The sequence below is a fragment of the Streptomyces sp. CC224B genome (assembly GCF_030010595.1).
Lineage (GTDB): Bacteria > Actinomycetota > Actinomycetes > Streptomycetales > Streptomycetaceae > Streptomyces > Streptomyces longispororuber.
In genome coordinates this window covers 25,968-36,599 of the sequence record NZ_JASCXL010000093.1, presented here as the reverse complement: position 1 = coordinate 36,599, position 10,632 = coordinate 25,968, and the positions used below count along the sequence as shown (strand labels likewise).

Here is a 10,632-nt window from a genome sequence, read left to right as displayed (position 1 = left end):
CCGCCGGGGCGGTGACCGGGGCCGCGGTCATCATGGTCGCGGCGGGCCTGCGCAGGGCGGCGCAGGCCAGGGCGGCCGCCGCCGCCCCGGTCACGGCGAGGTGGCGGGGCAGGCGCCCCCGGGGCGCGTCCGCCCCGCGCCACCCCGCGGGGCCGTGGCGCCGGGTCATCAGGACGTCGTCGGCGTTGCCCGCCTGGACGCGGACGGAGACGAACCGGTCGGCCGGGCGCACGGGGTGGGTCGTGGTGCGGTCCCCGGCGGTCACGGTCCATCCGGCGGCGAGCACGCGCAGGGCGAGGTCGGCGTCCTCGCGGAAGGCGCGCCGGAACCGTTCGTCGAAGCCGCCGACGGCCTCCAGCGCCGCGCGCCGGTACGCCATGTCGGCGGTGATCCAGCGGGCGGTGGCGAGGCCGACGGTGTTGCGCTCCCAGTCGGTGGGCCTGCGGTCCTCGGGCAGCGGCACCTCGATGCGGGCGGTGACCGCCGCCGTGCGGTGCGTCGCCCGGGCCAGGTCGAGGGCCAGGTCGTCGGCCCACGTGGGCCCGGGCACCACGTCGTCGTCGAGGAAGACGATCCAGGGCACGCGGCCCGCCGCCCGCCAGCCGGTGTTGCGCGCGGCGGCGGGGCCCCGGGCGCGGCCCCGTACGACGGTGGTGAGGGGGCGCAGCGGCACCGGGACGTCCACGGGCAGCGGCGCGGACCCGGCGCCGGGCCGGTCGTCGACGAGGACGATCCGCACCGGGCGCGGCGGCCCGGCGTCGGCGAGGGCCCGCAGACAGGCGCCGAGGCTCGGCCGGCCGAGCGTGGGGACCACGACGGCGTACGCGGTCTCACCGGCGGGGCCGCCGCCGTCGTGGGCGAGGTCGTCGTGGGCGGCGTCCGTCGCCTCCGGCGGGGGGTGCGCCATCACAGGTCCTCGTCGTCGCGGGTGCGGAAGGCGTCCCCGCGCCGGATGGCGTACGGGCCCATGGCCAGGAGGTCGACGGGCGAGGAGCCGAAGCACTCCAGGGCGTCGCGCGGGTCGTCGACCATGGGGCGTCCCGCGGTGTTCAGGCTGGTGTTGACGACCACGGGCAGGCCGGTGAGGCGCTCGAACTCCTGGAGCATGCGGGCGACGAGCGGCTCCGCGGCCGGGTCCACGGTCTGGATCCGCGCGGTGCCGTCGACGTGCACGACCGCGGGGATGCGCTCGCGCCACTCCGGGGCCACGTCGTGGACGAAGAGCATGTACGGGCTCGGCATGGGCCCGTCGAAGATGTCCGGGGCCCGGTCGGCGAGGACCATCGGCGCGACGGGGCGGAACTGCTCGCGGCCCTTGACGTCGTTGAGCCGTTCCAGGTTGCCCGCGTGCCCGGGGTGCGCCAGCAGGGAGCGGTGGCCGAGGGCCCGCGGGCCGTACTCGGAGCGGCCCTGGAACCAGGCCACGATCTGGTTGTCCGCGAGGGCGCGGGCCACGGTGGCCGCGATGTCCGGGGGCCGGTCGAAGGGGACGGCCGCCGTCTTCAGCCAGGCGCCGAGCTCCGCGTCCGACCAGTCCCGGCCGAGGTCGGCCCCGGCCATGGGCTCGGGCGCGTCGCCGCCGCCCGCGGCGAGGAGCAGGGCGCCGCCCAGGGCGGTACCCGCGTCGCCCGCGGCCGGCTGGACCCACACCCGGGAGAAGGGGCCCTCGCGGGCGATCCGGGAGTTGGCGACGCAGTTGAGGGCGACGCCGCCGGCGAGGGTGAGCACGCTGTCGTGCGTCCTGCCGTGCAGCCAGCGGGCGAGGTCGAGGAGGGTCTCCTCCAGGACGGCCTGGGCACTGGCCGCCACGTCGGCGTGGTCCTGCGTCCAGGGCTCGTCGGCGCCGCGCGGCGCGCACAGGTCGTGCCAGGGCACGCCCGTGGCCCGGAACCCGCCGTCGCCCGTGGAGTACACGTGGCGGCGCAGCTCGGGCAGCATGCGCGGGGTGCCGTGGGAGGCGAGGGCCATCACCTTGAACTCGTCGGAGGAGCGCAGGAAGCCGAGGTGCTCGGTCAGCTCCTCGTAGACGAGGCCCAGGGAGTGCGGCAGGTCCTGGGCGTACAGGGGTTCGAGGCGGTCGCCGACGCGGCGGGCGGCGAGGTGCGAGGCCCGTTCGCCGCGCCCGTCCAGGACGAGGACGGACGACGCCCCGGCGTCAGGCGCGGCGAAGGCGCCCGACGCGGCGTGGGCCATGTGGTGCGGCACGAACCGCACGATGTCCGGGTCGAGGCCGGGCAGCGCGGTCTTGAGGAAGTTGGGGGCCTCCCGCGCGTAGGTCTGCCGCAGGTGGTCCCAGGGGTCGTCCAGGCCCATGGCGTCGGCCGGGCGGGCGAGCCGCGGGTCGAAGGAGTACGCGACGGCGTCGAGGTCCTGGGGGCGCAGACCGGCCCGGCGCAGGCACCAGGCGGCGGCCTGCTCCGGCAGTTCCCAGGCGGAGAAGGGCAGGGGCCGCTTCCCGTGCTTGCGGCGTGAGAACCGTTCCTCCTCCGCGGCGGCGACCGTCCGGCCGTCGATCAGCAGGGCGGCGGCGGGGTCGTGGAAGAGGGCGTTGATTCCGAGAATGCGCATGGGGTCCCAGGTCCTTCGGCGTAGGGAGGCGAACCTTCGGCGGGTCGAGGGGAGGCCGGCGCCGCGGGGTGGCGCCGGGCCGGGCGGGCGCGCCGGGTCAGCGCGCCCGGGCCGGTGCCTCGCGGCTCTGCGCGGAGCGGAACCAGTCGATGGTGCGGCGCAGGCCCTCCTCGGCGGACACCTGCGGCTCCCAGCCGAGCTTGTCGCGGGCGAGGGTGATGTCGGGGCAGCGCACGGCCGGGTCGTCCGCCGGGCGTTCGATGAAGCGGACGTCCGAGCGGGAGCCGGTGAGCCGGATGACGAACCGCGCCAGGTCGAGCATGGTGGTCTCGGTGGGGTTGCCGATGTTGACCGGGCCGCGCATGCCGTGCGCCGCGGCCGCGAGGATGCCGCGCACGGTGTCGTCGACGTAGCACAGGGACCGGGTCTGGCCGCCGTCGCCGGTGACGGTCAGGGGCTCGCCGTCCAGGGCCTGGCGGACGAAGGTGGGCACGGCGCGGCCGTCGTGGGCGCGCATCCGGGGGCCGTAGGTGTTGAACAGCCGCACGATGCAGGTGTCCGTGCCGTGGGTCTCGGCGTGGGCCGTGGTCAGGGCCTCGCCGAACCGCTTGGCCTCGTCGTACACGCTGCGGGGCCCGACCGGGTTCACGTGGCCCCAGTACCGCTCGTCCTGGGGGTGCTGCTCGGGGTCGCCGTAGACCTCGGAGGTCGAGGCGAGGACGAAGCGGGCCTCCGCGCGGTGGGCGAGTTCCAGGGCGTTGCGCGTGCCCTGGCTGCCGGCCTCCATGGTGTGCAGCGGCAGCCGGAGGTAGTCCGCCGGGGACGCCGGGGACGCGAAGTGCAGGACCAGGTCCGGCGGTCGCTCGACTATCAGCTCCTGCGAGACGTTGGCCTGCACCAGCCGGAACCCGGGGCGGTCGAGCAATTCGGCGATGTTCTCGGGCCGGCCGGTGCTGAAGTCGTCCACGCAGGTCACCGCCGTGCCCGCGGCCAGCAGGGCGGTGCACAGGTGTGAGCCGACGAAACCGGCGCCGCCGGTGACGACGGCGTGTTCCCAGGTCCGGGACTGACCACTGCTCATCTCTTGCTCCTTCGCACGTCTTGCTCCTTCGCACGCGGCGACGGCGGTACGGGCTCCCGGCCCGCGCCGGTGCCCTCGGGGCGGGCGGCCCCCGTGACTCCGCAACAGCGTCCGTCGCGGGCGCGGCGGCGGCACGGCCGGATGCACCGTCCGGGTGGTGACGCAGCGCGAGGGCACCGGCCCCCGCGCGCGGCGGCGGGCACGCCACGTACGGCGTGGTGACGTCGCGGACGGCGAGGCTGCGGCCGGTGGCGCCGAGGTTGCGGCCGGGACGCAGAAGCCGTACCCGCGGGCGACGGCGTCGGCGGTGCCGTCGGTGGAGGCGTTGCCGACGACGACCACCGGCGGCCGTTCGGGGAGGTCGGCGAGGTGGCCGAGGGCGCGCAGGAGTTCGTCGCGGCGGTTGTGGGTGATCACGACGACGGTGGTACGGGGATCGGGCATGGCTGTGCTCCGTCCAGCGTGCGGGCGGCCCGCTCCAGGTGGGGCGGCAGGGGTCGGCGGGCGCGCAGGGCGGCCGGCAGGCGGGCGAGGGTCCCCCGCAGGGCCTGGCGGGCGGCCGGGTCCTCGCGGGCCTCGGCGGCCAGTTCGCGGGTGCGGGCGAGGGCGTGCGACAGGGGGCGGCGCAGCCAGAGGGTGAGGAGTTCGTTGCGGCGCATGATGACCGGCCGGCCGCTGCGCGGGGCCGGGTCGGGGTGGTGGTGGGCGACCACGTCCGCGCAGTGCGCGACGCCCCAGCCGTGCGCGGCCAGGTCGTAGGCGAGCAGGGTCTCCTCGCAGCCGAAGAACAGCAGCGGGTGGAAGCCGCCGACGTCCAGGTAGGCGTGGCGGCGGACGACGGAGGCGCAGGCGAGGAAGCCGAGCACCTGCGTGCCGGGCAGGTCGTGCGCCGGGCCGAGGGCGGAGGTGGCGAGGACGTCGTTGAGCGGGTCGGGCTCCTCGGCGGGGCCGACGAGGGTGCGGGCGGACACCAGGCCGAGGCGGGGGTGGGCGGCCATCAGCTCGGCCGCGCGCTCCAGGGCCCCGGGCGCCCACCAGGAGTCGTCGTCGCTGAAGGCCACGTAGGGGGTGCGCAGGGCGCGCACGCCGTGGGTGCGGGCGACCGCGCCGTGGTTGACGCGCAGGGGCACCAGCGTGACCTGCGGGAAGTCGCGGGCCAGCCGGGCTCTGGTGTCGTCGGTGGAGGCGTTGTCGACGACGACGATCTCGGGCTGCTCGGGCAGGGCGAGCAGTTGGCGCAGCGTACGGGCCAGGCTGTCCGCGCGGTTGCGGGTGGCGATGACGATGCCGGTGTGCGGGCGGCGGCTCATGAGCCGGGGGACGTCGGGGGTCGGCGACGTCGGGAGCGGCGGTTCATGCGACCACTGTGTGCGGCACGGCTGACCCCGTGCCCAGGCGTGCTGCGCCGAACGGGTGGGCGGGGCGCGGCCCGGCCGTCGGCCCCGCACGCGCGCCGGTTCCGCCCGGCGGCTGTGCGCGGCGGTCCCCGCGTACGGACGCCGGACGGGCCGCCTTCGACGTGCGCGGCGTCACCGGCTGTGGACACGATGGAGCCGCCGGTGACACCGGCGTGCGGCGTTGCGCAGGGGGGCCTCTTCCACGTTCAGCAAGGAGACCGTCATGGCCGGCATCAGCCCCATCGACCTGCAGAAGGCGCTCAAGGGCGCCACCTATCCCTCGAGCCGCGACGACCTGGTCGCGCTGGCCAGGGACAACGGCGCGGACGACGGCCTCGTCGAGAAGCTGTCCGACGCCTCCCCCGACAGCTTCGACGGTCCCGACGAGGTCCAGAAGGCCGTCTTCGACAACGAGTGACCCGCCGGGCGGCGGGGGGACGCGCGTGCCCTTGCCGCCACTCCGGGCGGCGCCAGGGGCGGCCCGGTCGCCGCCTCTGATCCGGCGTGGCATCGGCTCCCGTGGGCACCCGCTCAGCGGTCGGCGGACGTCCGGGGGCCGGGTGGTCGCGGGACGTGCCGGAGAGAACCGGACAGAAGCAGGGAAGCGGAGAGAAGACAAGAGAGGGGCCAGCCATGCGCGTGCGGGATTCCGTGGTCGTGATCACCGGGGCGTCCAGTGGCATCGGACGGGCCACCGCCCTGGCGTTCGCCCGCAAGGGCTGCTCGGTGGTGCTGGCGGCGCGGCGCCGGGAGGCGCTGGAGGCGGTCCGGGAGGAGTGCGAGCGCCACCGGGGCGCGCGGGCGCTGGTCGTGCCGACCGACGTGACGGACGCCAAGGCGGTCGACGACCTCGCCCGCAGCGCGGTGGACCGGTTCGGCCGGATCGACGTGTGGGTCAACTCCGCGGCCGTGACGGTCTTTGGCCCGTTCCTCGAGGTCCCGCTGGAGGACGTCCGCAAGGTCTGGGACGTCAACGTCATGGGGTACGTCCACGGGGCTCGCGCCGCGCTGCGGGTGATGCGCGAGCAGGGCCGGGGCACGCTGGTGAACGTGTCCTCCATCGTGGGCGTGGTCGCCCAGCCGTACACGCACGCCTACGGCATGTCGAAACACGCGGTACGGGCGCTGGGCGCGAGCCTGCGCCAGGAGCTGCGGCTGGACAAGGCGCGGCACGTGCACGTGTGCACGGTGCTGCCCGCCACGATCGACACGCCGCTGTTCGAGCACGCCGCGAACTACACGGGGCGCAAGGCGCTGGCCATGCCGCCCGTCTACAGCCCCGAGCGCGTGGCCCGCGCCGTCGTGGACCTGGTACGGACGCCGCGGCGCGAGGTGGTCGTCGGGCCGCTGGGGCGCTCGATGGTGTGGCAGTCGCGGGTGGCGCCCGGCACGGTGGAGCGGATGATGGCCCGGCAGGCGGACAAGACGCACCTGTCCCGCGAGGAGTCCGCCCCGGCGGGACACGGCAACCTGCACGTGCCGGCGCCGGGCGAGGGCGCCGTGCACGGCGGCTGGGGCGGCCGGCGCCGCACCGCGCTGCGCCGCCTCGCGCTCGCCGCGGGGGCGACGGGCGCGGCGGTCGGCGTCGCCCGCCGGGTCCTGCCCCGTTGAGCGGCCCCTCCGGGGGCCTTCCCCACCTGGGCGCCGACGCCCTCGCGCGGCTCGTGCCCATGGCCGCCGCCGTCGACGCCGTCGAGACCGCCCTCACCGGGGGCGGCCTCGACCCGGAGGCGGAGCCCGCCCGGTCCGTGGTCGGCGTCGAGGGCGGCCAGCTCCTGCTGATGCCCTCGGCGACGGCGGCGTACGCGGGGGTGAAGGTCGCCTCCGTCACGCCGGACAACCCCGCGCGCGGGCTGCCGCGCGTCCAGGGCCTGTACGTCCTCCTCGACGGCGTGACCCACACCCCGCTGGCCCTGCTCGACGGGAGCGCGCTGACGTCGCTGCGCACACCCGCCGTCTCGGGGGCGGCACTGCGCCGCCTGGCCGCCCCGGAGGCCCGGCGGCTGCTGGTGTTCGGCACGGGGCCGCAGGCGTGGGGGCACGTGGAGGCGGTGCGGGCGGTGCGGCCGGGGCTCGCGCACGTGGACGTGGTGGGCCGGGACCGGGGGCGGCTCGCGGCGTTCGCGGCGCGCTGCCGGGACGCCGGTCTTCCGGCGGCGGCCGCCGCGCCCGACGACGTCGCAAAGGCCGACGTCGTGTGCTGCTGCACGACGGCGCGCGCGCCGCTCTTCGACAGCGGACCGCTCGCCCCGCACACGGCCGTCGTCGCGGTCGGCTCCCACGAGCCCGCCGCGCGCGAGGTCGACGAGCGGCTCGTGGGCCGCGCCACGGTCGTCGTCGAGGCCCGGTCCGTGGCGGTGCGCGAGTGCGGCGACATCGTGCGGGCCGTGGCCGCCGGTGCCGTCGACGCCGGGGCGCTGTGGACGCTCGGCGAGCTGGTGCGGGGCGAGGTGCCGGTGCCGGCCGGGCGGCCGCGCCTGTTCAAGTCGGCCGGGATGGCGTGGGAGGACCTGGCGGTGGCGGTGGCCGCGTACGAGCGGTGGCGGGACGCGCCGCCCTGACGCGTGCCGCCCACGGGTGCGGCGTCTTTACGGGGTGGTCCGCGACACCACGTACACCATGGGATGGTCGGGGTTGGAGCGGTTCACCACGATGTCCTGGGTGGGGGCGGGGTCGTCCTGGTCGTGGGTGATGCCCGACCAGGGGCCGGGGCCCGTGAACTCCCAGCCGACGACCTTCTGGTCGCGCTTGCTGATCGTGATGTCGTCCTTCTTCAGCCGGCGCGCGCTGGTGCCGGTCTCCTCCAGGAACGTCTCCAGGCCCTCGTTACTGGTGAGGAACTGCACGTACAGCCTGCTGGTGCGCCAGTTGTTCGTCTCGTAGTAGGCGACCTCCGCCGAGTACGGCGGCACCGGTACGTCGTACAGGCGGCGCTGGACCTTGGAGGGCCAGCCCGCGGTGAGGCCGGTCGCGGAGTACTTCTTCTCCTTGTCGCGGCCGCTGTCGCGGGACTGGTTCGCGGAGATCAGCAGATAGCCGGCGGGGACGCCGATGAGCAGCACGATGATCGTCGCCGTGAGCCAGCGGCGGCGGATCATGTGGCGGCGGTCCTCGGGGCGGCGCCCCTCCGGGGAGCCGGGGCCGGGCGGGCCCGGCACGTCCGGCGGGGAGGGCTGGCGGGGCACGGTCATCTACGGGGTCCCCTGAGCGGTGCGGTCGTCGGCGCGGCGGGCCTGGGCGTAGCGCTCGTACCGCTCGTAGCGCTCCACGCGGCGGCGGTTGGCGCGGCGGAACCGGCGGGCGACGAGGCGGGCGAGGTCCGCGGCGCCGACCATACCGGCCTCGGGGCCGAGCTGGGCGCGGGCGATGCGGGCCTCGGGGCGGTAGCCGCGGCCGGTGAGGTGGCGGCGGAAGGCATCCCGGGCGGGGCCGATGAGCAGGTCGTCGGCCGCGCTGACGCCGCCGCCGATGACGAAGCAGGAGGGGTCGAGGGCCGCGGCCAGGTTCGCGATGCCGACGCCGAGCCACTGGCCGATGTCCTGGAGCAGCTCGACGCACATGGCGTCGCCCTCGCGGGCCAGCTCGGTGATCAGGGGCCCGGTGATGTCCGGGACGTTCCCCTTCACCCGCTCGATGATCCCGTACGCCACCGGGGAGTCGGCGGCGGCGAGCTCCCGGGCCTCGCGGACCAGCGCGTTGCCGGAGCTGTACTGCTCCCAGCAGCCGCGGTTGCCGCAGGGGCAGCGGTGGCCGCCGGGCACCACCTGCATGTGCCCGAACTCCCCGGCCACGCCGAACTTGCCGCGCTTGACCTGGCCGTCCTCCAGGATGGCGCCGCCGATGCCGGTGCCGAGGGTGATCATGACCAGGTGGTCCTCGCCGCGGCCCGCGCCGAAGCGCCACTCCGCCCACGCGGCGGTGTTGGCGTCGTTGTCCACCATGACCGGCACCGCGAGGCGGCCGGAGATGCGGTCCCGGAGGGGCTCGTTGCGCCAGGACAGGTGGGGGGCGAACAGGACGCGGTTGCGGTCCGCGTCGACCCAGCCCGCGGCGCCGATGCCGACGGCGTGCACGTCGTGCCGGTCGGACAGGTCGAGGACCAGCTCGACGATGGTGTCCTCGACGACCCTGGGGCTCTTGGACTTGTCCGGCGTCTCGGTGCGCAGCGTCTCCAGGATCTGCCCGTCGGCGTCGACGACGCCCGCCATCACCTTGGTGCCGCCGATGTCGATGCCGACCGTGGGGACGCGGGGGGCCGTCAGGTGGGATCGGCGTTCACGCGTGCCCACGGTCCGCAGGACGGTGGCGCGTGCGGAGCCGCGGTGGGTGAGGTCGCGGTAGGTGCTCATCGCGCCGATTCTGCCTCACGCTCGCGGGGGCGCGCACAACGGGGACCCGGGGCGCGGCCGCCCCGGGCCTCACCCCCCGGGGCCGGGGGTCGCCGGGCCCCGGGGGGGGGGGGGGTAACGGGGGGGTTCTGTTGGCTAACCCCCCCTGCGGGGGGGGCGTTGTCCCCGGCCCTCGGGGTCCGCGGCTTGGACGTGGTTACTCGCGCCGTTCCCCGCGCCCCCAGACAGGGCGCCCCGATAAGGGGCGCGAGGAACTGCGCGCTCAGTTGGCGAAAAGCCGCAGACGCGTCTGCGGGGTGTCCCGGCAGACGCGTCCGCGGCTGTTCACTGGTTGCTCGCGCCCCCAGACAGGGCGCCCCCGCCAGGGGCGCGAGGAACGGTGCGGCAGGGTAGGAGGGTGCCGAGGCGTTACGGGGTGGTGGTGCGTTCCAGCTCGTGTCGGAGGTCCTCGAGTTCCGAGCCCCCCGCCATCTGGCGGGTGAGCTCGTCGAGGGTGATCTCGGCGCGCGTATGGGCACCGGACATCGCCCCGCGCTTCAGCAGCACGAAGCGATCCCCCACGAGGTACGCATGGTGCGGGTTGTGGGTGATCAGCACCACGCCGAGCCCCGCGTCCCGCGCCGCGGCCACGTACTTCAGGACGACGCCGGACTGCTTCACACCGAGCGCCGCCGTCGGCTCGTCCAGGACGAGCACCTTCGCGCCGAAGTACACGGCCCGGGCGATCGCCACGCACTGCCGCTCGCCGCCCGAGAGCGTACCGATGGGCTGGTCGACGTCGCGCAGGTCGATGCCCATGCGCAGCAGCTCGGCGTGGGTGGTCGCGCGCATGAACTCGACGTCCATCCGCTTGAAGGGACCCGCGCCCTTGGTGGGCTCCGAGCCGAGGAAGAAGTTCCGCCACACCGGCATCAGCGGGACGACGGCGAGGTCCTGGTAGACCGTGGCGATGCCCCGGTCCAGGGCCTCGCGGGGGCTGCCGAGCCGCGTCTGCTCGCCCTCGATCGAGAAGGTGCCCGCGTCGTGCTGGTGCAACCCCGCGATGATCTTGATGAGGGTGGACTTGCCCGCGCCGTTGTCGCCGAGCACGCAGGAGATCTCCCCCGCGTGCACCTCCAGGGAGACGCCTTCGAGCGCGCGGATGTTGCCGTAGTACTTGCTGACGGCGTCGAGCTCGACGAGCGGCGTACGGTCGGCGGCGGGCACCGGACGGCCCTTGTCCACGGAGGCGGAGGCG

10 protein-coding genes are annotated in these 10,632 nt (G+C 75.8%); 3 read left to right on the top strand and 7 right to left on the bottom strand.

All coding sequences use genetic code 11. The features are described from left to right. From QK440_RS30315 to QK440_RS30300, 4 genes are all read right to left on the bottom strand, one after another. On the bottom strand, window positions 1–907 hold a 907-nt coding region (locus tag QK440_RS30315; RefSeq protein ID WP_282796430.1), incomplete at its 3' end, for a glycosyltransferase. Continuing rightward, complete coding sequence (locus QK440_RS30310; protein ID WP_282796429.1) at window positions 907–2,568, bottom strand: carbamoyltransferase C-terminal domain-containing protein; 1,662 nt, start codon at window positions 2,566–2,568, stop codon at window positions 907–909. The genes QK440_RS30310 and QK440_RS30315, both read right to left, overlap by 1 nt. A 97-nt stretch (window positions 2,569–2,665) precedes the next feature. Then, window positions 2,666–3,649, bottom strand: a complete 984-nt coding sequence (locus QK440_RS30305) for an NAD-dependent epimerase/dehydratase family protein (protein WP_282796435.1) — start codon at window positions 3,647–3,649, stop codon at window positions 2,666–2,668. Window positions 3,650–4,062: 413 nt separating this feature from the next. After that, entirely contained in the window at window positions 4,063–4,959 is an 897-nt protein-coding gene (locus QK440_RS30300; protein WP_282796428.1) for a glycosyltransferase, read from the bottom strand. Window positions 4,960–5,269: 310 nt separating this feature from the next. Between QK440_RS30300 and QK440_RS30295 the strand changes: the two genes are divergently transcribed. The 3 genes from QK440_RS30295 (at window position 5,270) to QK440_RS30285 (ending at window position 7,607) form a co-directional block, all read left to right on the top strand. Further along, window positions 5,270–5,464, top strand: coding sequence for a DUF2795 domain-containing protein (locus tag QK440_RS30295; protein WP_282796427.1), 195 nt, complete (start codon window positions 5,270–5,272; stop codon window positions 5,462–5,464). 215 nt (window positions 5,465–5,679) lie between these two features. Beyond that, complete coding sequence (locus QK440_RS30290; protein WP_282796426.1) at window positions 5,680–6,657, top strand: SDR family oxidoreductase; 978 nt, start codon at window positions 5,680–5,682, stop codon at window positions 6,655–6,657. A 59-nt stretch (window positions 6,658–6,716) separates the two neighbouring features. After that, on the top strand, window positions 6,717–7,607 hold the full coding sequence (locus QK440_RS30285; protein WP_282796434.1) for an ornithine cyclodeaminase family protein: 891 nt from the start codon (window positions 6,717–6,719) through the stop codon (window positions 7,605–7,607). Window positions 7,608–7,634: 27 nt separating this feature from the next. Here the strand turns inward: QK440_RS30285 and QK440_RS30280 are convergent, their stop codons facing one another. From QK440_RS30280 to QK440_RS30270, 3 genes are all read right to left on the bottom strand, one after another. Next, the gene (locus QK440_RS30280) at window positions 7,635–8,237 is read right to left on the bottom strand and encodes a sugar kinase (RefSeq protein WP_282796425.1); all 603 of its coding nucleotides are present in this window, start codon (window positions 8,235–8,237) and stop codon (window positions 7,635–7,637) included. Further along, complete coding sequence (locus QK440_RS30275) at window positions 8,238–9,395, bottom strand: ROK family glucokinase (RefSeq protein WP_282796424.1); 1,158 nt, start codon at window positions 9,393–9,395, stop codon at window positions 8,238–8,240. A gap of 408 nt (window positions 9,396–9,803) precedes the next feature. After that, window positions 9,804–10,619 (bottom strand): ATP-binding cassette domain-containing protein, encoded by an 816-nt coding sequence (locus tag QK440_RS30270; RefSeq protein WP_282796433.1) that lies wholly within the window; start codon window positions 10,617–10,619, stop codon window positions 9,804–9,806. Window positions 10,620–10,632: the final 13 nt, after the last annotated feature.

What these genes read in the sequence shown, in the direction of transcription:
- QK440_RS30310 (WP_282796429.1), bottom strand. Translation starts at nt 2,568, where the DNA reads ATGCGCATTCTCGGAATCAACGCCCTCTTCCACGACCCCGCCGCCGCC.
- QK440_RS30305 (WP_282796435.1), bottom strand. Translation starts at nt 3,649, where the DNA reads ATGAGCAGTGGTCAGTCCCGGACCTGGGAACACGCCGTCGTCACCGGC.
- QK440_RS30300 (WP_282796428.1), bottom strand. Translation starts at nt 4,959, where the DNA reads ATGAGCCGCCGCCCGCACACCGGCATCGTCATCGCCACCCGCAACCGC.
- QK440_RS30295 (WP_282796427.1), top strand. Translation starts at nt 5,270, where the DNA reads ATGGCCGGCATCAGCCCCATCGACCTGCAGAAGGCGCTCAAGGGCGCC.
- QK440_RS30290 (WP_282796426.1), top strand. Translation starts at nt 5,680, where the DNA reads ATGCGCGTGCGGGATTCCGTGGTCGTGATCACCGGGGCGTCCAGTGGC.
- QK440_RS30285 (WP_282796434.1), top strand. Translation starts at nt 6,717, where the DNA reads ATGGCCGCCGCCGTCGACGCCGTCGAGACCGCCCTCACCGGGGGCGGC.
- QK440_RS30280 (WP_282796425.1), bottom strand. Translation starts at nt 8,237, where the DNA reads ATGACCGTGCCCCGCCAGCCCTCCCCGCCGGACGTGCCGGGCCCGCCC.
- QK440_RS30275 (WP_282796424.1), bottom strand. Translation starts at nt 9,395, where the DNA reads ATGAGCACCTACCGCGACCTCACCCACCGCGGCTCCGCACGCGCCACC.